Annotated in this window: 23 protein-coding genes; 6 read left to right on the top strand and 17 right to left on the bottom strand. The window is 61.6% G+C overall.

The features are described 5' to 3' along the window. The 13 genes from EXE51_RS16330 to EXE51_RS16390 form a co-directional block, all read right to left on the bottom strand. Positions 1 to 1,198 (bottom strand): hypothetical protein (locus EXE51_RS16330; protein WP_137693093.1); only part of this gene is annotated, 1,198 nt, incomplete at its 3' end. Positions 1,199 to 1,347: 149 nt separating this feature from the next. Further along, positions 1,348 to 2,724, bottom strand: coding sequence for a hypothetical protein (locus EXE51_RS16335; RefSeq protein WP_137693094.1), 1,377 nt, complete (start codon positions 2,722 to 2,724; stop codon positions 1,348 to 1,350). Beyond that, positions 2,721 to 3,503 carry a hypothetical protein gene (locus tag EXE51_RS16340; RefSeq protein WP_199234074.1) on the bottom strand — a complete coding sequence of 261 codons (783 nt, stop codon included), beginning with the start codon at positions 3,501 to 3,503 and terminating at the stop codon, positions 2,721 to 2,723. The genes EXE51_RS16335 and EXE51_RS16340 overlap by 4 nt, the downstream gene beginning before the upstream one ends. Continuing rightward, positions 3,496 to 5,343: a hypothetical protein gene (locus tag EXE51_RS16345; protein ID WP_137693095.1), complete on the bottom strand. Its 1,848-nt coding sequence runs from the start codon at positions 5,341 to 5,343 to the stop codon at positions 3,496 to 3,498. The genes EXE51_RS16340 and EXE51_RS16345 overlap by 8 nt, the downstream gene beginning before the upstream one ends. Next, positions 5,340 to 5,741, bottom strand: coding sequence for a zinc ribbon domain-containing protein (locus EXE51_RS16350; RefSeq protein ID WP_137693096.1), 402 nt, complete (start codon positions 5,739 to 5,741; stop codon positions 5,340 to 5,342). The genes EXE51_RS16345 and EXE51_RS16350 overlap by 4 nt, the downstream gene beginning before the upstream one ends. Next, on the bottom strand, positions 5,738 to 5,977 hold the full coding sequence (locus EXE51_RS16355) for a hypothetical protein (RefSeq protein ID WP_137693097.1): 240 nt from the start codon (positions 5,975 to 5,977) through the stop codon (positions 5,738 to 5,740). Before EXE51_RS16355 ends, EXE51_RS16350 begins: the two co-directional genes overlap by 4 nt. Position 5,978: 1 nt before the next feature. Continuing rightward, positions 5,979 to 6,329, bottom strand: coding sequence for a hypothetical protein (locus EXE51_RS16360; RefSeq protein WP_094494976.1), 351 nt, complete (start codon positions 6,327 to 6,329; stop codon positions 5,979 to 5,981). A gap of 61 nt (positions 6,330 to 6,390) precedes the next feature. Then, positions 6,391 to 6,669, bottom strand: a complete 279-nt coding sequence (locus EXE51_RS16365; protein WP_094553401.1) for a hypothetical protein — start codon at positions 6,667 to 6,669, stop codon at positions 6,391 to 6,393. Next, the gene (locus EXE51_RS18040) at positions 6,666 to 7,262 is read right to left on the bottom strand and encodes a hypothetical protein (protein WP_241990655.1); all 597 of its coding nucleotides are present in this window, start codon (positions 7,260 to 7,262) and stop codon (positions 6,666 to 6,668) included. Before EXE51_RS18040 ends, EXE51_RS16365 begins: the two co-directional genes overlap by 4 nt. After that, positions 7,262 to 7,738, bottom strand: coding sequence for a hypothetical protein (locus tag EXE51_RS16375; protein ID WP_137693098.1), 477 nt, complete (start codon positions 7,736 to 7,738; stop codon positions 7,262 to 7,264). Before EXE51_RS16375 ends, EXE51_RS18040 begins: the two co-directional genes overlap by 1 nt. A 51-nt stretch (positions 7,739 to 7,789) precedes the next feature. Then, complete coding sequence (locus tag EXE51_RS16380; protein ID WP_137693099.1) at positions 7,790 to 8,260, bottom strand: hypothetical protein; 471 nt, start codon at positions 8,258 to 8,260, stop codon at positions 7,790 to 7,792. Next, positions 8,260 to 9,702, bottom strand: coding sequence for a hypothetical protein (locus EXE51_RS16385; protein WP_137693100.1), 1,443 nt, complete (start codon positions 9,700 to 9,702; stop codon positions 8,260 to 8,262). The genes EXE51_RS16380 and EXE51_RS16385 overlap by 1 nt, the downstream gene beginning before the upstream one ends. Continuing rightward, positions 9,699 to 9,884: a hypothetical protein gene (locus EXE51_RS16390; RefSeq protein WP_137693101.1), complete on the bottom strand. Its 186-nt coding sequence runs from the start codon at positions 9,882 to 9,884 to the stop codon at positions 9,699 to 9,701. The genes EXE51_RS16385 and EXE51_RS16390 overlap by 4 nt, the downstream gene beginning before the upstream one ends. A gap of 179 nt (positions 9,885 to 10,063) precedes the next feature. On the opposite strand from EXE51_RS16390, the gene EXE51_RS16395 reads away from it, so the two are divergent. Then, the gene (locus EXE51_RS16395) at positions 10,064 to 10,330 is read left to right on the top strand and encodes a hypothetical protein (protein ID WP_137693102.1); all 267 of its coding nucleotides are present in this window, start codon (positions 10,064 to 10,066) and stop codon (positions 10,328 to 10,330) included. 23 nt (positions 10,331 to 10,353) lie between these two features. On the opposite strand, the gene EXE51_RS16400 is transcribed toward EXE51_RS16395, so the two are convergent. Next, positions 10,354 to 13,326, bottom strand: coding sequence for a tetratricopeptide repeat protein (locus EXE51_RS16400; protein ID WP_137693103.1), 2,973 nt, complete (start codon positions 13,324 to 13,326; stop codon positions 10,354 to 10,356). Positions 13,327 to 13,753: 427 nt separating this feature from the next. On the opposite strand from EXE51_RS16400, the gene EXE51_RS18045 reads away from it, so the two are divergent. The 3 genes from EXE51_RS18045 (at position 13,754) to EXE51_RS16410 (ending at position 14,953) form a co-directional block, all read left to right on the top strand. After that, positions 13,754 to 14,062 (top strand): hypothetical protein, encoded by a 309-nt coding sequence (locus tag EXE51_RS18045; RefSeq protein ID WP_241990656.1) that lies wholly within the window; start codon positions 13,754 to 13,756, stop codon positions 14,060 to 14,062. Between the two features lie 36 nt (positions 14,063 to 14,098). Next, positions 14,099 to 14,359: a tyrosine-type recombinase/integrase gene (locus tag EXE51_RS18050; protein ID WP_241990657.1), complete on the top strand. Its 261-nt coding sequence runs from the start codon at positions 14,099 to 14,101 to the stop codon at positions 14,357 to 14,359. 222 nt (positions 14,360 to 14,581) lie between these two features. Continuing rightward, complete coding sequence (locus EXE51_RS16410) at positions 14,582 to 14,953, top strand: hypothetical protein (RefSeq protein WP_137693104.1); 372 nt, start codon at positions 14,582 to 14,584, stop codon at positions 14,951 to 14,953. A 29-nt stretch (positions 14,954 to 14,982) separates the two neighbouring features. On the opposite strand, the gene EXE51_RS16415 is transcribed toward EXE51_RS16410, so the two are convergent. Then, positions 14,983 to 15,756, bottom strand: a complete 774-nt coding sequence (locus tag EXE51_RS16415; RefSeq protein WP_094582307.1) for a hypothetical protein — start codon at positions 15,754 to 15,756, stop codon at positions 14,983 to 14,985. Between the two features lie 18 nt (positions 15,757 to 15,774). Continuing rightward, positions 15,775 to 16,272, bottom strand: coding sequence for an RNA polymerase sigma factor (locus EXE51_RS16420; RefSeq protein ID WP_158413912.1), 498 nt, complete (start codon positions 16,270 to 16,272; stop codon positions 15,775 to 15,777). 613 nt (positions 16,273 to 16,885) lie between these two features. Here EXE51_RS16420 and EXE51_RS16425 point away from each other — a divergent pair. Beyond that, positions 16,886 to 18,118, top strand: coding sequence for a PQQ-binding-like beta-propeller repeat protein (locus EXE51_RS16425; protein WP_137693105.1), 1,233 nt, complete (start codon positions 16,886 to 16,888; stop codon positions 18,116 to 18,118). A gap of 241 nt (positions 18,119 to 18,359) precedes the next feature. Here the strand turns inward: EXE51_RS16425 and EXE51_RS16430 are convergent, their stop codons facing one another. Then, on the bottom strand, positions 18,360 to 19,001 hold the full coding sequence (locus tag EXE51_RS16430; protein WP_137693106.1) for a TetR/AcrR family transcriptional regulator: 642 nt from the start codon (positions 18,999 to 19,001) through the stop codon (positions 18,360 to 18,362). Between the two features lie 291 nt (positions 19,002 to 19,292). Between EXE51_RS16430 and EXE51_RS16435 the strand changes: the two genes are divergently transcribed. Continuing rightward, positions 19,293 to 20,930 (top strand): COG1361 S-layer family protein, encoded by a 1,638-nt coding sequence (locus EXE51_RS16435; RefSeq protein WP_137693107.1) that lies wholly within the window; start codon positions 19,293 to 19,295, stop codon positions 20,928 to 20,930.

Genomic DNA, 20,930 nt, shown 5'->3' on the forward strand with positions numbered 1-20,930 from the left:
TGAGCGTGACCGTCGCGTCTCGCGGCCTCTCGGTCCCACCAATGTTAAACGGCACCGAACCCCCGTCGGTGAATGTTCCGCTTGTCGAGTCCTGAGCCGTGTTCTCGACGCCCGTCACATCGATCGTTGGAGCCGCAGTTTCAGGCGTATCGGTGAGCGAGCCTTCGAGATTCACGCTCGTCGAGTAGCCGCCCGAGACGCTGGTTACCGAGTCCGAAACGGTACGACTCCCGAATCCGTTCCCTTCGACAGTAAGCGTCGTCTCCGGCGGAGCAGCAGTTCCACCGACATCCGGGTCTATCGTGCCCGTCGTCGTGGCTGAGACGGTTCGGTTGTTCGTAGTCTCAATGCCCGTCAGGTTGATCGACGGGGCACCGACATCCGTCGTGTTGAGGTCGTACTGGAACTCGGTTCCGTCGCCGGCCTCTTCGCCCGAGAGGGTCACTTCGCCGTCGAACGTCACCGTGTTCGTCGAGAACTCGCGGACGTAGAACGCGGCCGAGTTGCTGCGCACGTTCAGCGCCGCCGCGTACCGCGAACCGTCCTCGTGAGTGACGTACGCCGCGTTCGGCACCTCGCCGAGCTGCTCTTCGAACCACGACGTTTCGATCGACACCCAGCGGCCGTCGTGCGTCCGGTCGTCTTCGAGGACGATCGCGGGCTCGCCGTCGACGACCGCGGTCTCGATGTTCATCGTCTGCGAGCCGGCCGACGCGCGAACCTGCTCGGGCGGTTCTGGTGCGTCAGCCGAGCCGCCGAGGAACGAACTCGGGAGCTCGTTGAGTGTCGCACCGTTCAGCGTCGACCGCTCCGGTTCGGTGCTCGTCTCCGAGTCGGTGTCGGGCTCGGTCTCCGTTTCGAACGTCTCGCCTTCGACCGGCTCTTGGGTTTCGACGCTGGCACTCGGGTCGTCGCCGAGCGGCGCCGCGGGTATCGCGACGGCCGCGAGTATCAGCACAGCCGCGAGCCCGAGCGGCTTCCACGCGCGAGCCGGAACGGACACGCCCGAGAGCGCACCCGTCAGCTGCGGCGCTATCTCGTCGGCCGCCTTCGCGAACTCATCGAAGACTCGTCTGAGGCCGCCTCGAAGGTACGCGTAGACGAGCAGCGCGTACGCTTTCACCGTCGCTTTCAGTTCGCGATCTGATTCCTCTCCGTCGTCGTTTTTATTGTCGTCTGTCGTATGGTTATTAGGCATCTTCCACCCCCTCCCCCTGCCTTCCCTTTAGGTACGCGCGCGTACGCAGCCTAGTGAGAGCGGCAGCGAGCAGATTCGTGTCGGCCGATCTCCGAGGCCCCCTATTTTTCGACATTGCCGAATAGCCGATATTCAGCGGTTTCAGGGCCTCAAAGTTCATCGAGCGCCTCCTCTCGGCGGGGGTAACTCACCGAGATTTCGCCTCTGAACTTGTATCGACGGTACGGGTTCTCCCACGAGATCGGCGCGTAGTTCTGGTTGCGCCAGATCACGCCCTTTCCGACCTCGTCGGCGAAGTTGTTCACGTAGCTCTTGTCGATGGGAACGTTCCCGATCCCGGACAGCGACGAGCTCGGCGGCGGCGTGTTCGGCATCGTCACGAACCACCGCGTCTTCTCCCGGACACCTTCGTCGACGCGGGCGACGCTGTGGGACAGCGTCATCGTCGAGAAGTTCTTCTTCCGGGCTTTCCCCTGCGCGACCGGGTAGCGCTTCACCTTCCGGTTGAGGTCGTTCTCGTCGGCCTCCGGGTTCAGCGGCACGAGGTCGCTGAACTCGTCGTTTACCATCAGCGTCGGGTGGAGGAAGTCGTCGTCTTTCGCCCGGCTTTCGAGGAACGCAAAGGCGACATCCCGCAGCGGCGTCACCTCGGCGAGTTCCTCGGCTTCGCGAGCCGGCGTGTACGTCGCCGCGGTCAGCTTCTCGCAGCCACGGAACAGCGGGTCCGGCAGTACCGCGTAGAGCCCGCCGGGGACGATCTTGTTGATCAGGTCCCGCGGTGTCGTGTACGTCAGCGTGTCCCGGAAGACGTCAGTCAGGTCAATCTCGACCGTCGGGAGCGTCGGATTCCGCGGCTTCGCGTGAACCTCGATCTCGACTCCTTCCGGCACCGCGATCGTCATGAACGGCGCCAGCGGGAGACACTCCAGCTCGTCGAGCGTCAGCATCCACAGCACCGTCTCGTTGTTCACTTCCGGCATCCGGACGCCGCCAACCATGTTCGCGAACGATGTCTTCCCCTCGCCGGGCTCGGAGTGTGCCCAGATGTCGGTGCCGCCGTCGTGGAGCGCCTTCAGGACGTGCTCGTTCTCCGGCTTCGCGAGCCACTCCAGGACCCGGCGCCGCTTGATCGGCTGCTCGGCGATGATCTCCGCGTCGAGGTCGCCGCGCTCCAGTGCCCACAGCTCCGCGTCGTCGACGTGGATCAGCGCGTCGAGGTACGCCTCGGGATACTGGTAGACCCAGTGGGCGCTCTCGATTCCATCCCGCTGGGCGATTCGAGACAGCGCTTCGAGCTTCCGGTAGAACGGCCGGAGTTGGTTCCCGTCCTCGTCGAGGAAGTACTCGTGAAGGATCTTCCCGTCGTTGTGGATCCCTCGTTTCGAGAGCCGCTCCCACGACGCTTCTCCCGCGTGGTACTTCGCCTGTCGCGACTCCGTGTACGGCTCGAAGTCCTCGTGGAGCTGCTCCAGTATCTCGTCGCGCTTCTTTTCGGTACGCCGCTGTCCGCTGAATGACTTGCTCATGTGCTGAAAGTACCCTGCGTCTTCCCGCTGCTGTCCGTCCGCTCGCCGCCGCTTAGCGTCCGCGCCGCCGCCAAGAACGACGGCATCACGGCGCTCACGGCGAAGCGGTACCGCGTCACTTTCGCCTCCTGTTCGTCCCGTTCGAGCAGCGCCTCGAGGAGCGGCGGTGAGGCGACGATCTCGTCGAGGAGGCCGCTGGGCTTCTCGCCGTTCGTCGGCGCTGACAGCGACCGAACCCACCGTCCGAGTTCCTCTCGGTCCTCGAATCCGGTCCAAAGGTTCAGCAGCGCCGCGGCCTGCCCCTGATCGAGCCGGCGGAACGCGGGGCGCATCAGCGGGTTCGACTCTTCGTCCGGGTCGACGTCTTTCCACGTCTCCCCGTCCGCCGTCTCGACGCGCTCGCCGGCGCGCTCGCGGAACTGCCGGTACGCGAGGTCGCACGCGTCGTCGAGCTTCTCGACGAGCCGTCGACGGACGTACACCGACTGCCGGTCGTCATTGACCGTGAGCAGTTTCTCCAACAGCCCGCCCATCGGCAGCATGTCCGCGGGCTCGATCACGCGGTCGACGTGACCGAGCGTCCGAATCCCGGCCGCCTGATACCACGAGAGCGCGTGGAACGCGCTGTCGAATCCCTCCGAAAGCGGTTGGATCGGCGGCGACCGGCTCGGATCGCCGTCGTAGAGCAGCCGGTCCTGGTCGCGGTCGAGGACGTCGAGTGCCGGCCGCGTCGTTCGCGGGATCGACTTCTCGTCGACCGGTTCGTCGGCCTCAGTCACCGTCGGCCTCCGCCCGGCGCGTCTCCGGGTCGACGTCGTCGAACGCGAACTCCGTCTCGTCTGTTTCGAGCTCGCTCGCCGCGTTCTCGTCGAGGCCGAGCGCGTCAAGGCTCAGTCCGACCTCGTCCTCGAGGAACGAGCGGATGAGCGTCCGGTCGCGCCGCGAGTCGACCTCGCGCGCTTCGAGCGCCGTCGTGATGCGTTCGCTCCACGCGATCTCCTCGTAGTCTTCGAGCAGTTTCGCGTCCGCGTGCTCGCCTTGGAGTACCGTCAGCGAGGCGTCCGCAGTCACGTCGTGGCGCGGCGCGGGCTCGAAGTCGATCGTCCCGTCGACGGCCTCGTAGCTCTCCAGTGCGAGCAGCACGAGGCCGACGCCGGCGCCGACCGTCGGCGTGTTCGCGACCGCGTCGCCAGCGTACCAGCCGATGAGCGGAAGCGTGAGTGTCGCGACCGTGAGCAGTCCATAGAGGCCGCGCGTGATCGGCGACAGCTCCTCGCCCTCGTCGGGCTCGGGGAGCCGGTGCCACGCCGGCATCCGGCGCCGGAGTCGAGCGGGTCGATGTTCGACGGCGCTGTCCTCGTCGGGGTCGACGTACACCTTCTGCGAGGCGCTCCCCTCGACGCGGACCCGTGTTCGCAACTGCGAGAGGTCGAGTCGGGCTGCGCTCGCGAACAGCCGCGCGAAGAACGGGCGGATCCCCGTCTTCGGCACCATCCGACGCCCGTCCGGAGCGCGGACGGTCGTCTTGATCGCCAGCTGCTCGTAGAGCTCGTCGAAGTAGCCGTCTTCGCCGAGCCCGACCGAGTCGGTCGCCCTCGACGTCGGCTCGCCGCCGTCGGGCACCGCCTCAGGGTCGGCGCCTTCCTTGTCAGTCTCGCCGCGCCGGAGGCTCACTGCGTCGGTGAGCTCCTTCCGGACGAACGCGATCCGTTCGGTCGGCGGCGACATCCTGAGTCCGCCGCCGTAGGCGATCGGGAGTAGCGAGAGGCCCATCAGCACGTCGAGGTTCGCTATCACGACCGCGAGTTCGTAGTAAAGTCCCGCGAGGACGATCGCCCCGCCGAACACGGAGACGACGCCCCACGTCGCCAGCGAGTAGCCCGGGCCGCGGCCCGTCCGCTTCAGCGTCGCTCTCGCGGCCGAAAGGCCGACCACGATCGACGCGAGTCCGGGAAGGATCGCGGTGCGGAACGAGTACCACCACGCGTCGGCCTGCGTCTCGATCTGAACCTGCTGGCTCGCCGGTGCCGACGCGTGCTCGAACCGCCAGCGGGCGCCGTTGACCGGATCACCGTCGCGTTCGAGCCACATCGTCGCCTGAACAGACTCGTCGTAGTGGCTGTTCAGCGCGACCGGCGCCGTCGCGTAGCCGTCCTCGATCGTCACGCCCGCCCGCTGAACCTCCTGGTCCGCCGCGACCGCGACCGTGCCGTTCTCGGTCTGTCGCGTCTCCTCGCTCCAGTAAGTGATGACGAGGTCGTAGTCGCCCGTCGAGTCGCCGAACACGGTCGAGTACAGCTGTATCTCGTCAGTGTTGAGCGTCTCTCCGCCTTCGAGGTACACCGGCTGGTTAGAGAGCGGGTCGGCCGGGCGGTACCGGATCGCGACGGCGCCGTCGGGATCACCGACGTACCGGACGCTCGGCGGCGCCGCCGACGGTTGCGTACCACCTCGTCGGAGGTCGTTGAGGTCGAACGGCCGGCTCGACACGTCGCTGGCGTTGACCTGCGGCGACGCGGCGGGTCCGGGAGGCGCCACGGCCGCCAGAGCGGGCGTCGCCATCGTCGCGACGAGGAGGACAGCGAGGCAAACCGCGGCGACCGCGGCGCGCCCCGTCATGTGTCGGCCTCCTCGTAGCTCCCGCCGTCCGCGATCGCCTCGACCGGCGGCGACCGCTCAACGTCTTCGAGTCCGACCGGGCGATGTCGCTCGGCGACCCGCTCGTCGATCGGCGGCGCCGCCTCGAGTTCGTCGAGACGCGTGCCGCAGGTCGAGCAGTACCGCTCGTCGGTCACATCGACGGCCGCTCGACAGGTCGGGCAGGCGTCGGCCCAGACCATATCTCGGAGGTAGAACAGGCTCACAGAGGCGAGCATGCCTCCGGCGAAGACGGCGCCCGTGTCGGTGAACACGCCGAGAAGCGCGACGCCGAGCCCACCGAGGCCAGCCCAGAACAGCGTGCCGTCGGGACGGTTGAGCAGCCAGCCGCGGACCGCGCGGCGCGTGCTCAGTTTCATCGCTTTCCTCCCTTGTCCATCTGCGTCGCCGTCAGGTAGGCAGCCGTGAAAGCGACCGCAGTCGTGGCCGCGAGCAGCACGGTCGTGACCGTGCCGACCCGCGTTGCCGTCATTCCGTTCGCCGTCGAAACCCCGATCGCGATGGTCCCTATGAGTCCGAGGACGACGTGATACGCCCACTCGCCGCAGCGCCCCGGGAACTTCCGGAGCGTCTGTTCGAGGGTACCGAGCGACATCTCAGTCGTCACCTCCGAACACCGCGAACGCGCCGATGAACACGACGAGCCCGACGAGCAGGAACTGAACCGCCGTGATGTCGCCGAGGAACCCGCCGGTCCCGAGCGCGCCGAAGAATCCGGTGACCGCGGCGAGCGCGAATCCCGGGTCAGCGAGGATCGCGTTGAACAGCTGGTCGCCGAACTGAAGGCCGAGCCCCGCGCCGGCCGCCCCGGCCGCAACGCTCGACGTCGCTCCGCGCTTCACGCCCGAACCGGCCCGGGCAGCCGCCTCGCGCGACTCGTCGACGCCGACCGCGTAGACCAGCGCGCCGACCGCGAGCAGTCCGAGCCCGATCGTCACCGCCGACACGGGTCGACACCTCCGTTCGTTTGCTTCCGATTCCCCTCCGTCTCTCCGCTGTGGTAGTGTGTCATGTTGCTCTGTCGAGGTTTGCGAGGACCTGCTGAGTGAGGTAGCCGATGAAGAGCACGGCCGCGCCGACGACGACCCAGTCGGCCGTCGATGTCGGCGGCAGCACCTGCGGGAGCGTCAGCGCGCTCACCGACACCACCGAGAAGATCTGCGGCCCCGACGCCAGCAGCGCGTCGAAGAGCGCGAAGAAAACCTCGGGGTTCAGGAGCGCGACGATCCCGCTCAGTCCGGCGCCCAACTGCGCCAGCGGGTCCTTCGCGAGTTGCTTGATGTTCATTCTGTCAGCCCTCCGAGTTGGAGCAGATCGGCGGCCACGTACACGAGCCGGCGCAGCACGACGATCACGACGACCGCCTCGACCGACGCAATCGCGATAATCACGAGCGGCGCGAACGGCCCCGCGGCCACCGCGGCGTCGAACAGCGTCGCGTTGAACGCCTCAATCCCGTCGAGGAGCACCTGTCCGCCGAAGCTCCCCACTCCGGTGAGCGTCGAGGCGATCGCGACCGGGACGTCGGCGAGCCCGAGCTGCTCGCCCGGTGCGTCGAACCGCGTCGGCTGCGACCCGCCGACGAGCAGCACGAGCTGGTCGACGATCGTGGTCACGACGCCGGTCACCGCTTCGAGGATCGTCGTCAGCACCGCGCCGACGACGAACCCGCGCGGGTTGTTCGCGAACGCTCGAAACACGCCGCCGTTTTCGGTGAGGAAGTCCGGTGCGATCGCACCCCACGCAACGGAGAAGCCGCCTCCGCCACCGGTGCCGCCGTCGCTCGTCGAGTCGTCTGTCGAGCCGTCATCAGCCGTATCCGACGCTCCGTCGTCGCCTGCCGGGCCGCCGCCTCCGCCAGACGGGAACGTGTTTGCCATTATTCCAGCACCTCCGACACCGTGTCGAGGCCGCGAGCCCCGGCGTAGAACGTCAGCAGTACGAGGCCGAGCGCGAACAGCCACGCGGCGATCCCGGAGTCCGGCAGCGCCGAGCTCCACGCGCCTTCCATCGCCGAGACCCAGCCATCGGCGAGCGTGCCGATGAGCCCCGGAACGTCACGGTACACCGCTCCCGGCGCGAGGTTGCTCGCGACGCCGGTCACAAGTTCCTGCGTTCCAGCGAGGAAACGGGCGAGCCCGTCGATGAGCCGCGTCCACGCCTCGGTGACGCCCTGAACGAACAGGGTCGCCGCGGCCGCGAGGGCGAACCCGATCGTTCCGACAACCGACCGCGAGAGGTTGCTCGCGTCGATGCCGGTCGCCGCGCGGAAGTCGACGCCGTCAAGCGACGAGGTGCCGCTCAACAGGAACGACTGTTCCTCGTCACCCAGCGTCGTCTGGTCGTCGTCAGCCACCGCTCTCCACCCCCGCTAGCGCGTGGCCGGGTTGCGATGGTCCGCACATCGTCAGCCCTCGTCGTTCTCCTCGTCGACCCCGATGAACGGGATGTCCGGGAACCCCGGCACGATGAACGTGTCCGACGTTTCGTCCTCCTGGAGGAACTGAATGACAATCCAGAACCCGCCGAGCAGTATCGCGAGTCCGACGATGAACGCGAACACGCCGAACTGGTCGCCGATAGACATCGCCGACGCTTGGGCGCTGGCTGTGACAATCCCGAGCGGCTCGATGACCGTCGCCTCGATCGTCGCGATCGTCGCTTCGCCGGTCGCGTCGATCGGCGCCGTGATCAGCCCGACGATACTCTGGATCAGGTTGACGCCGCCGGTGAACACCGAGACGAGCGTCCCGAAGATCGCGCCCTGAAGCAGCGTGCCGAGCGTCCCGTCCGCGTTCAGGTAGCCGATCGTCCCCGTCAGCACCGAGTTCGGCGACGGATCGTCTCCGCTCGGGAGCTCGTCGGCGGCTCCAGACATTACGACCCTCCGCCGAAGATCTTGATCCCGACGGCGCTCGTGATCGCGCTGACGATCAGTCCCGGGATCGAGAATAGGAAGTCGATCGGACCGCCGTTCCCGCTGCTCATCGGACCAGCACCGCCGCCGGCTGCGCTCTCGATCGTCGAGACTTCGCCGTTCGTCAGCACGAGGTCGTAGCTCACCGCGTAGGTCGTGCCCGAACTCACCGTCGAGTCGAGCGTGACCTCGGCCGAGCCGTACGAACTTGTCACGTCGGTCCAAGAGTCGATCTCGGAGAACTCCGTGTCGCCGACGCCCTCAGCGAGTTCGACGGTCTTGTACCGCTCACCGGGCAGCGTCGGGTCGTCGACGAACTCGGTGTCGGCGTAGCTCAGGTCGAACGCGGTCGGCAGCTGAAGCCGGTAGTCGAACTGGCCGAGTGCGTCCCACTGCGGGTAGTCGTTGTCCTGCGTGAACTCGGCGTTCACGTTGTCAGCGTCCTGAAGGTCGGACGCCTGGAACATCGCGTCGACGGTCAGGCCGTGGATCGTCGCGTCGGCCATGACCTCGTCGAACCCGTCCATGTTCGCGACCGAGTACGCCCCGCGCGGCTCGGTGATCGTCACGGTTTCGAGCTCCTCGTCGTCGTTCTCGACGAGCTGCTCGCCGAACTCGAGCTCGCGAGTGCGCTCGGCGTCGAGGACGGAGATGTCGGCGTCGACGTCGCCGCTGATGACGACCTCTTCGGCGGTGTCGAACGTGCCGTCGCCGCCGCCCTGAACGGGCAGGTCGCCGATCTGCTCCTGGAGCACCATGCCCTCGCCGGTCACGTTCGCGAGGACGGTGTCGTCGCTCGCGGCGGCCGTCGAGTCGTAGAGGACGATCTCGACGTAGTCGCCGTCGGCGTCGGTCACTTGGAGCGTCGGCGTACCGCTCGCCGACGAGATGTCGGCGGCGACCGTCAGGTAGCCCTTCTCGCCGTCGACGACGGTGAAGTTGCTGTAAGTCGCCGAGTCGCTCGATGCGGAGCCGGCGTAGTTGAGCGCGTCGACGCTCGGCGCGGTAGTCGTCGAGGAGACGGTCGCGCCGCTCGTGGTCCACTCGCTCGCGTCAAGCGCCGAGGCGTCGTTATCACCGTCCTCGTCGCTCTTGCGAGGGAACTCGTCACGCTGCTCGAAGTCGATGTCGGTCGCGGTCAGCGTGATCGGGTTGTCGTTCGACTCGTTGAGACTCGCCGGGAGCTGCGCGGCCTCACCGGCGTCGTCGTAGTACTGGAGCGGGCCGGAGAAGTCGGCGCCGTTCCACTCGTCGACGGTGACGTCGGCGTTGAGCGTCGGGTTCGGCGCGGCGCTGTCGCCGCCCCAACCGATGCCGCCGACGGCCATGACGGGCGTCGCGACCATCGACGAGAGGACCGCGAACGCGATGAGCGCCGCGAGTCCCGTCTTCTTGATGTTCATGCGCTACCTCCGTGGCCGCCGCTGCCGCGAATCTGTGTCATTTGTCTGCGAAAGCGCCCGTTTCCGGCGGGCACGCCGTGCTTCTCGGCCAATTCGACATCAAGCGGGTACCGCACCCGGAACCGTTCGAGGTACTCGGCGAACCGGTCGCTGACCGCCAGCCCGCGAGGGCTTGCGCTCACGGTCTCCGATCACCTCGGATTCTCTCAGTTATGTCGTTCATCGCTGTCTATCGTCCGGAATCGGACGATAGACCGGCCGTAACGTCCCCCTCCGTTGAACCCTCGTCTCAAATGGACCAGAGTAACCTTTCGTCCATGCCAGAGGTACCTTTAAGACACCCAGACAGTACGGCGCGGATATGCAGAAGCTACAGAACCACGGCGGATCGGGTGTCGTGACGCTCCCGCGCGACGACCTCGAAAAGGACGGCCTCCTGGAGGAGGGCGAGCTCCCGGACGAGCAGCACCTCGACGTCGACCGGCTCGGACGGCGGACCTACGTGGTCCGGATCCCCGACGAGGGCGGCGACCTCCCGGAGCTCGCGCAGTGCGAAGTCGTCGAGCGGCTCGCCGCGAAGCAAGCGCTCGATCTCGGTGTTGGGCGGGGCGTGTCGCAGGCGGACTAATACAGGTCGAGGGGCAAAATCTACTATTGATTTTTTCGGTATAGATCAAGTAACTCAGTAATTCGCTCCCGCTTTTTTTCGGTGAGGTCGACACGATCGAGCCATGAATCAAGTACTCCCAGATCCCATCCGGCATCGAACTTTTCCTTACAGATGGTTCGATAATCTTGTTCCTCTTCTCTTGGTAATTCAAGAATTACCTTTGTAATGAGTAGTAGCAGCAGACTTACTGCGCGATCATCACTTGACTCGGCAAATCGGTATGCCTCTTGCGCATCTTCAAATGCGGAATCTACGCTCCCTTGTACAATTTTTGATTCTACAGACGCTCGGAGAGCGTTATCATCTTTTGGACGTATAGATAACACCTGTTCGAAATCCTCAATTGCCGCACCGAAATTACCTGATTCTGCCCTCACGGTTCCCCGCTTAAAGTAGATATCGGCGTCGTCTCGGCCGCGTTCGATGACTTTTGAGAAGTCTTCGGCAGCACCCTCGTGGTCACCTGTATGGCCTCTCGCATTCCCTCGCTTATAGTAGATCTCGGCATCGTCTCGGCCGCGTTCGATGGCTTTTGAGAAATCCTCGACGGCACCCTCGTGGTCATCGGCGTAGTATCTTGCTCTCCCTCGCTTATAGTAGATATCGGCGTCGTCTCGGCCGCGTTCGATGGCTTTTGAGAAGTCTTCGGCAGCACCCTCGTAGTCATCGGCGTTGAATCTTGCTCCCCCTCGCTGGTAGTAGATATCGGCGTCGTCTCGGCCGCGTTCGATGGCTTTTGAGAAGTCTTCGGCAGCACCCTCGTGGTCACCCGTATGGCCTCTCGCATTCCCTCGATTATAGTAGATCTCGGCGTCGTCTCGGCCGCGTTCGATGGCTTTTGAGAAGTCCTCGACGGCACCCTCGTGGTCATCGGCGTTGAATCTTGCTCTCCCTCGCTGGTAGTAGATATCGGCGTCGTCTCGGCCGCGTTCGATGGCTTTTGAGAAGTCTTCGGCAGCACCCTCGTTGTCACCCGTATGGCCTCTCGCATGCCCTCGCTGGTAGTAGATCTCGGCGTCGTCTTGGCCGCGTTCGATGGCTTTTGAGAAGTCCTCGATGGCACCCTCGTGGTTACCGGTATTGCCTCTCGTCATACCTCGGATGGCGTAGATTGCCGGATCGTTGCGCCCGTTCTCAATCTCTTCTGTGAGAGACTCGATAGCGAAGTTGAACTTTTCAGTCGCTTTTTTTGTTTCTCCCTGATTCTTGAGATGGCGACCAAAGAATATCCGAGTTGCAGTGTCATCAGAGTCGATGGATTGTAGAATGTATTGGTAGTGTACCGTCGCAATCTCTGATGATTCTTCTGTGCCTAGTTCTGAAACTTGATTCGCAAATTGCCGGTGTGTTGATACTCTTCGTTCATTCTCTGCCTCAGGGAGATCCGCCCGTAACTCGCTGAGGAGGTAGTTCGAAAAAGGTTCTAGAGCGTTGTCGACTGGATGCTGAATAGCTTCGATCTGAATATCGTGTACGCGGTATTCAGTTTCACCTTTGAATGGATCTGTGTCTGAGTCACTGAGCGTAATCCACTGTTGGTTCAGTAATGGTTCAACGGGGTCTCGAAATCCATATTCCGGTGCAGGACGGTTGAATACCTTCCTATACGCACCTTCCACGAGGGACTTATAGAATGGACTACCCGTGAGGGACAGAAGTTCAATAGTGCGCAGTATCCTTTGCGGTTCCTCCCTGAGCTGCCCGTACTGATATTCCCACACTTCGAGAGCCGTCTCCGGAAGCCTCTCAATGTCTTCTTCTGTCAATTCATTATCTGCGAGACCGACGACAGACACCACGTAGAATGGTGAAGGGTCGGTCTGTAGGGCCTTCGCCACGAACTCTCGCACTACATCTTCACTCGCTTCTACTTCGTAGTGTTCCAACGTTCGACGCAGTATTTCGACGAGAACCTCTGGATCAAGCGGGGGAAGTTCGATTTGTTCAAACTCGTACCAGAATGAATCTGGGTCGTTAAGACTTCCAGGTAACTGATCAAGACGTTCTGATCGACTCGCGACAAGCACCCGAAGACTATACCCCTGGTTGTCAAGAATATTCTCTAGTTTCTTTACCAAACTTAGAACCGTTGCGTCTTCTCCCTCTTCAGATATCTTATGTATGTCGTCCCACAAGAGTAGTACATCCCCTGAAAAAGACTCCTGTTCAATCGCTCCAATATCCTCTCTCGAATCGAACCCTTCACTCGGAATAATAATATGTGAAATTTCGTCACTATCGATGCGTCGCGTTAATTCTGCGAGTGTCCGCGACTTGCCAACCCCTTTTCGTCCGACAAGCAGCAAACGATATGCTTCGATATCTTCGGGGAGAATTTCCCGGTCAACGAATTCAATATTTTCTGACGTTAACTCTCGTCGAGCTTGTTCAAAACCCTCAGGAGTCCCATCGAACAAAGTGTAGTACTGTCGCCGCTGGAGTAACTGTAGGATGTTGCCGATCTTTGCCTCAATTGCGCTACACTGCTCCAACAACTCTTCATCGTTTGCGAACCCAAGTAAGTCGGCGCGATCAGTACCAGCGATCCGCTGTTTGAAGTCCTGTACTGCCTCGGTATATGTTTCGGCAACAGCTTCTTTCACACTCCGGCGAATCCAGGAGCGAACCCTTGCCTCAGGGCCTACGGCATATAGTATAGCATCGGTGATCTCTTCGATCGCCGCGTCTTCGTCGGAGAAGTCCAACTGCGTTTCTGCGCCCAACCTACGTTCAACTACTGTCCATTGCTCACCTATATCTGATATTTGTTCGATGTTTTGGTTTTCAATCCTTTCGGTGACACTATCGCGGAGCGAGCGATTAAAATCTTCACCGATTTCGCTGAGATCTTCAGAGAAATCTTCTGAAAGGGCATCTTCATAGTATTCTTTACCGTGTGAGCCAGCCTTGGCTAAGCCAGTGGCGATTAGGCTGCTCACGACAGACTCAATCATACTGGCTGATACATGTATTCTATAAAACTAAATATCTTTATTATGTGCGAATATCTATAATTAATGAACACTATTAGAATCGGGACTGGATGCTGTATCTGGTTTGGCAACTTTAATAATGATTTACTCATCCCGAGCTGATATTCTGAGATCGACTAAAACTACTCTACCACCACTCAAGTTCCTCATCTCACAGCCTGTGGGTAGCCCCATTTTGATGTTTGAAGAGCGTTTCCAAGTCCCATTCAGATACATACCACTCCAAAAGCGTCGGCCTCAACTACAGGACAATGTTGAGGATGTTTGCTGAACGGTGCTTCACGTTTCTATACAAACGCGAAGAACAGCCGCCGGATCCACCCCGATCACTCCCGAAACCCCGTCCGTCGCAACCTTCATATTTCATGGACATGCGGAGAAGCACGAAATGAGAACAGAGCGAAACCGCGACGGCTCCTGGAACGTCTGGATGTCCCGCAAGGAGTACCAGGCGCTACCCCGAGCTGCCGACTCCTTCCAACACGAGATCGCGATCCGGTTGATGGGCGACTGCGGGCTCCGGGTCGGCGAGGTCCTCGACGTCGAGCCGCAGCACATCTCGCGGATGACCGACGGTCGCCACTACGAGCTCGAAGTCGTCGGCGGGAAGGACACGACCGGCGGGTTCGTCGACGGGAAGCAGCGCGAGACGTGGCTCCCTGTCGATGTCGAGGCGACGATCAACCGCTACGTCTAGACTGAGGAGATCGCGCGGGACGAGTCGCTCGTCGACGTGACGAAGCGCACCGTTCAAAATTGGGTTGAGAAAGCCGCCGTCAGCGCTGCCGAAGAGAGCGGCGATTCAGACTACGAGCGCGTGAGTACCCACGACCTCCGTCGCTGCTGGGCGAACCACTTGCTCGTCGAGGAGCACGTCTCCCCGCGGATCGTGATAGCGCTCGGCGGCTGGAGTTCCTATGACGCGATCGAGCCCTACCTCGCGGCGCCGACAGAGGAGAACATCATCGATTCGATGAGCGGAGTAGCGCTGTGAGCAGCGGTCGTGCGGCGTTGTTTGCGATCGTCTTCGGGCCCTAGTGTTCGCTCACGACGCCGGGACCCTCTCGTTCTAATCGATTCCCAGAAGGAGCCGCTCGTGTCCTACTCTCCGTCGCTTCACGGACAGAGCCTAGGAGTATTTCGATCACTACAGTAGCGAGTATAATCCAGAAATCCCCCGATAGTAATAATAACCTTGCTAACAGAAAATAGCCAAATGGATCAAGAGGAATATCTCATCTGGGAAGTCAAAGCAGATTCCTTGTCAAAGCACGAGGCGGAGTCGATTATTGAGTCTCTTGCTGATCAGGTAGCATCAGAAACTGATGAGAAAGTCGACTACAGAGAAGTCCACACCCTGACCGGGCCTGAGACTGTCGTTATTTCGTTCGTTGTCGGAGTAGCAAGCAAAGTGGTTGCGAAGGCAATTTATGGCGCACTCACCGACGCACCAGAAACTAGATCCATTCGTGGGAGTGAAGGATTGTCTGTCACACATAATGGGTCTGGGGATATTAACTTGACAGTCCCCGACGAAGACGTTGAGGAAACAGACGATCGGACTGAGGCTGAGCTGCGAGAAGAGTAACGGGCTACAGGAAGCGCTTCCTCCCTTTGTTATCCGTCGAACAGCAAGCGGATACGCAACTCAAAGTGATCGACGAGAGTGTCACGAACGCGCTTGCTCGCATTCGGTGCAACTCTACCTGCGGCTTCACCTTCGATAACAAGTGAGGTGAACACCTCCGCGAACAACTCTGATTCGCTCATACGGGAACTGGAGATCCCGTCGATGTCAGATTCCGGGATTGGTCCGTGAAGTCGCTCGCTGATACGCCTTGCTTCGGCTTGCTGTTGATCTGTTTCGAATATTGGCGGGTTCTCCTCGTGACCCGCATCAGGTGTAACAGCGTCGTAGAGCACGTGCCCAACCTCATGAGCCAGTACTGGACCGGTTCGATAGCCGAGGAAATCGAACGTGTCCTGACCAATCTCAAGAACTTCCGGTCCTGGGAGGTATTGACCGTACAACCCGTCAGTGTTGAAGTTGACCTCAGTTCGGACCTTAGAGATCAGATCAACGGTTTTGACAAACTCTTCAGCTTCAGTAGCACGCTGCTTGAGTTTCTCGTGGCGGATCGTGTCAACGTGTGGGAAGTCGTATTTCTGCGGATTGTCTTTCCACTTGTCTAGGTTGCGTGTTACGGGCTCATTCCGGAGTTCGTCTCGTTCTTGGATGTCCGCATCCCGAGTCTGGTGGAACTGCGCTGCTTCGACCCGCTTGTCACCACCACCTTGGAGCGTGAACGGGGTGTCCCGATTGCCGAGTCGGACAAACCCGTCTGATAGTTCTGTGACGTGCTCCTCAAGGTCGCGGTCGAGTGTGTACATTGACAGTGGGGTGTGTGTTCAATTCATATCGGAGACGATCTGATCGAGCGTATCAACGAACGACTCGGCGGAGTTCTTCCGGTCACGGGCATTGTACAACTGTGTATCGACAGTACTCGGGCTGACGTTGAGGATGGTTGCTGTTTCACCACGGCTGTACCCGTGGATCTCACGCAGCGCATACACGTGAGCCTGTTTTTTCCCAAGCAAATCATCCTCCGAGAGTCGAACAGCATCGCTGAGTGCTTCTCCGATTGGAGACAGGGTGGCCTCCACACCCGACTCGAGGAGTGCTCGGACGGTGTCACTCATTATACTCGAACCCGACTCAACAGTCTGTTTCGGGATAAACCGGTCCTCGGACTGATCATACTCTCCGAGAGCAATTTCACCGCGTGAGTGGACATAGTAGGCAACATCGCTCTCCAGTTGTCCGTTCTCGACGGTCCCGATCAGGACGGCCTCCTGTTTTGCGATGTACTCCGGGAACCCATCGAGAGCAGTCCCGTCAATCATACGACCACCTTTGCCACCGTTGAATGGCAACTCATGTCGACTTCGTATCTCTGACAGGGTATTAACCCTTTTGCCCAGGTTATCACGCACTCTATTCGCCAGTTTTCTCGGCGTGTCCCGGTTAAGTAGTCTAGTGTTCATAGTTTACTACTGTACAGTAGCAATCTTTGTGCGGTACTACATAAAAGTGCCGCCAAGGCGGGGCCTATTGCCGTTATGAGACCGTAGTCGAGTAGACTCTCGCGCTGCGTGTCGGGTTTCATACTCGTGGCTGGAAGCCTTCGCGTAGACGACTGCGTTCGGCATGCTGCTGCTCGCATGTCTGCCTGTTTTAAAAATAAGCCTCTCTTCGCCAGTTGGGCGAGAAGGATGTGCTTCTCGCCATGTCCACATCCAACGGAGGCTTATCTTACAACAAGTGGACTACAGATATTCATGGGGTGTCATAGAAGAGTTGTCACGACATTTATTCCGTGAATTCATAGCCGAATTAGCTGATAGAACGCGCTTACACATCAAGCATGAGTATTTAAACACTACCCAAACGAACGACGACAGGAATGCGCCCTCCAGAAAGTACGAGACTTCGGTCGCTGACCCGTCAATCGCCCGTATGAACCGGCGTACATTCCTCTCGACGGCTTGTGTCGGTACCGCAGCACTATCGGGGTGCCTATCGGTCCTTCCGTTGGGCAGGCCGGACACGCCGTTGCCCACCGTCCCTGACGGGACTTGGCCACAACACGGGGCAAACAGCGCGAACACGTTTGTGTCGGATGTTTCCGCACCTCCGCGGGGAAACCTAGCGTGGGAGTCGGCGACTTTCACACGGTGGGATCCGGTGATCACCGACGGAATCGTCTACACCACAAACTTCGACCCCAGCAACGAGGGAAGCGCCATCGCACTCGACGCACAGGATGGTAGCGAACAGTGGCGGACACTTCTCGAAGGAGACGGCGACCATGGAAGGGCGCTCGTCGACGAACGATTCCTCGTGGCGTACGACGAGGAGCTCGTCGCCCTCGACCGACAGAACGGTGACGTTCTCTGGCGACAGCCGCTCGAAGAGCCCGAAACCGGCGGGAGGCCGACGTACGCTCCAGAACTGCTCGCCGTCGACGAACGGTCGGGTGTCGTCGTCGTTCCATCCCGTGACGGCCTCGAAGCCTTCCGAGCGGAGAACGGCGAACCACATTGGGAGACGGCTGGGGTGACACAGCAGCGCGTCACGCCCGCGATCCACGACGGCACCGTCTACGCGGTGGGGGCCGTCGACAGCACGGACAGCGTCGCGGCGTTCGACGTCGACGACGGAACAACCCGCTGGACGAAAGCACTGGAGCAGGTGTCGACGAGCGCCGATCCGGTAGCGACCGAGCGGGGCGTTTTCGTCGTAGACGGGAACAGTCTCGGCGTCCACGACCCCGAAACGGGGGAGAGGACCAAGGAAATCGGCTTGGCCGAGATCGACGGGACGGAAAGCACGACGGTGGCCGTGGACGGGGAGACAGCGTTCGTGGCGAACGCCGAGGGGCTACTCGCGGTCGATCTCGCGGCCGAAACGACGCGGGTGCTACACGACGACGATGTGTACGCTCAGGGGTTCTGTATCGGGAGCGACACGGTGATTGCCATGGTCGACGGATCCGAGTACGTCTCTACCGAACTCCGTGAGACGATCACCGTCTTCGACCGCGAGACGGGGGACGTACAGTGGAACTACGTGTTGGACTCGTTTCACTCCGTGACTATCCCACCGATCCTCGTCGGCGGTGCCGTATTCTTTGCGACCAGCAGCATCGGCGCTCTGGCCGTACTCGGCGATGTCGATTCGAACGGCTAAGCTCAGTGTCTCAGCTGTATTGAGCGAATCACCGTGTGGTCGACGGTGTGAGAAGAGTTCTATGACACCCTCATATTCAATTAATGCCCTATGCCCACCGCGCGTCGAGCACGTACCGGTAGATACTGGTCCAATCGTCTGAGGCCGGGTTTCTGGGGATCGTCGCGGTCGGGAAGGGTTTCGACTCCGTGCGTGCCGACCCTACTCCTTGATGCGCGCCGCTATGGGGTGACACGGGCACTCATTCGGCGTCAACGTCGGCCGGCTCGCCTGAGCGGTCAACGAATAGGCCATCGACCATCGTGTCGATCAGCGCCTGATCGACGCGCGCGGGATCCGTGGTGGTGCCGGGTTCGTGTAGCAGTTCCTGCGAGCGCGTGGTGAATATCAGCGACGCGATGGCGTCCCGGACGATATCAGGATCGTCAAACCGGAACGACGCAACCTGAACCCACCGGTCGACGTAGCCGAGTGGCTCACCTTCCGGTTCCTCCGTAAGCGACTCCCGTTCAGACTCAGAGAGTTGGTCGAGGAGGGTTTGAAGTTCGTTTTCGACGATCATCCGGGAGATAAGTGGATCAGATCGCACCTCATCGAACAGCGTCTCGAGCATGGTCCGGACCTCTTCGCGCGGTGTCTCCGCGTTCGCGACCGCAGCGTCGACGCGCTCGATGAGCCGGTCGCGCTCCCGTTTCAGCACGGCGACGTACAGCATCTCTTTCGAGTCGAAAAACTGGTAGAACGTGCTGGTCCCGATCTCTACGGCCTCCGTCACATCCTTGATCCGCGTCCGGTCGAAGCCGTGTCTGGTAAACAGTTCACGGCCCGCCTCGATCAACTCTCCGCGGATTCGTTCGCGGTCCTCGTCGCTGAACCGAGTCATTGCTTTGTCCGACGCATCAGTCTGGGGTAACGGTTCTGGATCGGCATACGTCGGTATAGAATTCCACGAACGAAAATATTATTGGTTCGCGAGTTTTTCAAAGAGTGTGAAGCGCCTTCGTTCCGACACACGAATTTCGACTCTCGTTCGACCGACTACGATCCGAATCAATTCTGGCTACTCAAGGAGACAGGACAGCGACACTGACGCTGTCGGTGGTAAGGAACGGCGCCCCGTACGGACAACCCGACTTGCCGCTTCGGACGCGCAGTACGACGCAGGGGTGACAGCATGAGGGGGCATCGCGCACTCACCGCACTCGTCGTGACGTTCCTGTTCGTCTCCAGTACCGTGGCGGTCGCAGGCGCCCCGGTCGCCGCCCAGTCTCCCGACGCGGTCCAGCAGCAGGCGGGACCGACGATCCGCGGCTCGCCGGACCTGGCCGTCTCCGTGGCACAACCGACGATCAACGCGGGTGAGACCAACTCCGTCACGCTCCAAGTCACGAACGACGGCGATCTCGATCTGGGACCGGCTGACGCGCGTGCGCTTGTGACGACCGCCCGAAACGTACGCGTTGAGGCCGACGCCGATAACACCCCGCTCACCGTCGAGACCGGCACGGTGGCCATCGGCTCGGTAGCCGAGAGCCGCCCCGGAGAAGCGCCGATCGCGGTCGGCGTCCCGAGCGACGTCGATCCCGGTACCTACGAGATCGATGTCGAAGTGCGGTACTCACACACCTACCAGCAGTCAGGAAACGTCGTCTACGACCGGCAGAAGACCATCGACCGCGAGGTCACCGTCGAGGTGAGCGACGACGCTCGCTTCGAGATCACGAACGTGACGACCGACGCGCAGGTCGGTGACCAAGGGACCCTCGAGGCTGAAATCAAGAACATCGGGGCCGACACCGCCAGCGAGGCGACGGTCACGCTGGAGTCGGCGAGCGCCGGGCTCGCTTTCGGCCAGAGTCCGCGCGACTCCGCCAGAGTTGGCCACTTAGAGCCCGGTGAGACGGCGACCGTGACGTACGACGTCGCTTTCGCGGGCGGCGCACCCGTCCGCGATTACGCGCTCGACGGCACGGTCACGTTCGACACGAGCGAGGGGTACCAGCGTGTCGATCAAAGTCCGTCCGCGAGTGTCCGTCCGGGCGCCGAACAGCAGTTCACGATCGACAACGTCGAATCCGATCTATACGTCGGCGAGCAGGGCGACATCCAAGGGACGGTCACCAACGACGGTCCCGCGACCGCGCGCAACGTCGTCGTCCAGTACGCTGAGCAGTCACCGAGCGTGATACCTGTTGAGAGATCGGTCGCAGTCGGAACCCTCGGTCCCGGTGAGTCTGCGGAGTTCCGACTACCGATTGAGGTCGGTCAAGAGGCTGAGGCAGTCGCTAGCACCGCAGACATCGCCGTTCAGTATCGGACAGCGGAACTCGAGCGGCGGGCGTATCAAGACCTCGAGCTCCTCTTCGATATTGCTCCGGAGCGTGACCGGTTCGACGTCGAGGTCGCTGACCGAACTCTCGAGACAGGGGGCGCGCGCACCCTCTCGGTCGAGGTAACGAACAACCTCAACGAGACGGTCGGCGATGTCGAAGCCCGGCTGTTCACCGACGATCCGATCGCGACCGGCGACACGGACACGGGGTACGCGCAGACGATCGAGCCGGGTGAGACCGTGACGATGACCTTCGATCTGAGCGCGACCGCGTCAGCCACGCCCGGGAGCACGTACCCGATCTCGTTCGACTTCCGATACGACGACGCCAACGGCGACAGCCAGCTGTCCGACACGGTCCGGGTGCCGATCGACGTGACCGAAAGCGAGAGCGGCGGACTACCGATCGGCCCGATCGTCGTCTTGCTTGTCGTCGTCGTCGGAGCCGGTGGTGCGGTCGTCTGGTACCGGAGGCGGTAA

Origin of the sequence: Halorubrum sp. CGM5_25_10-8B, assembly GCF_005435095.1 — an archaeon.
GTDB classification, from domain to species: Archaea; Halobacteriota; Halobacteria; order Halobacteriales; family Haloferacaceae; genus Halorubrum; species Halorubrum ezzemoulense.

Bases quoted from the DNA above. Each gene is read 5' to 3' on its own strand.
- EXE51_RS16335 (WP_137693094.1), bottom strand. From the start codon at position 2,724: ATGAGCAAGTCATTCAGCGGACAGCGGCGTACCGAAAAGAAGCGCGAC.
- EXE51_RS16345 (WP_137693095.1), bottom strand. From the start codon at position 5,343: ATGACGGGGCGCGCCGCGGTCGCCGCGGTTTGCCTCGCTGTCCTCCTC.
- EXE51_RS16350 (WP_137693096.1), bottom strand. From the start codon at position 5,741: ATGAAACTGAGCACGCGCCGCGCGGTCCGCGGCTGGCTGCTCAACCGT.
- EXE51_RS16355 (WP_137693097.1), bottom strand. From the start codon at position 5,977: ATGTCGCTCGGTACCCTCGAACAGACGCTCCGGAAGTTCCCGGGGCGC.
- EXE51_RS16365 (WP_094553401.1), bottom strand. From the start codon at position 6,669: ATGAACATCAAGCAACTCGCGAAGGACCCGCTGGCGCAGTTGGGCGCC.
- EXE51_RS18040 (WP_241990655.1), bottom strand. From the start codon at position 7,262: ATGGCAAACACGTTCCCGTCTGGCGGAGGCGGCGGCCCGGCAGGCGAC.
- EXE51_RS16380 (WP_137693099.1), bottom strand. From the start codon at position 8,260: ATGTCTGGAGCCGCCGACGAGCTCCCGAGCGGAGACGATCCGTCGCCG.
- EXE51_RS16385 (WP_137693100.1), bottom strand. From the start codon at position 9,702: ATGAACATCAAGAAGACGGGACTCGCGGCGCTCATCGCGTTCGCGGTC.
- EXE51_RS16395 (WP_137693102.1), top strand. From the start codon at position 10,064: ATGCAGAAGCTACAGAACCACGGCGGATCGGGTGTCGTGACGCTCCCG.
- EXE51_RS16400 (WP_137693103.1), bottom strand. From the start codon at position 13,326: ATGATTGAGTCTGTCGTGAGCAGCCTAATCGCCACTGGCTTAGCCAAG.
- EXE51_RS18045 (WP_241990656.1), top strand. From the start codon at position 13,754: ATGAGAACAGAGCGAAACCGCGACGGCTCCTGGAACGTCTGGATGTCC.
- EXE51_RS16410 (WP_137693104.1), top strand. From the start codon at position 14,582: ATGGATCAAGAGGAATATCTCATCTGGGAAGTCAAAGCAGATTCCTTG.
- EXE51_RS16415 (WP_094582307.1), bottom strand. From the start codon at position 15,756: ATGTACACACTCGACCGCGACCTTGAGGAGCACGTCACAGAACTATCA.
- EXE51_RS16420 (WP_158413912.1), bottom strand. From the start codon at position 16,272: ATGATTGACGGGACTGCTCTCGATGGGTTCCCGGAGTACATCGCAAAA.
- EXE51_RS16425 (WP_137693105.1), top strand. From the start codon at position 16,886: ATGAACCGGCGTACATTCCTCTCGACGGCTTGTGTCGGTACCGCAGCA.
- EXE51_RS16430 (WP_137693106.1), bottom strand. From the start codon at position 19,001: ATGACTCGGTTCAGCGACGAGGACCGCGAACGAATCCGCGGAGAGTTG.
- EXE51_RS16435 (WP_137693107.1), top strand. From the start codon at position 19,293: ATGAGGGGGCATCGCGCACTCACCGCACTCGTCGTGACGTTCCTGTTC.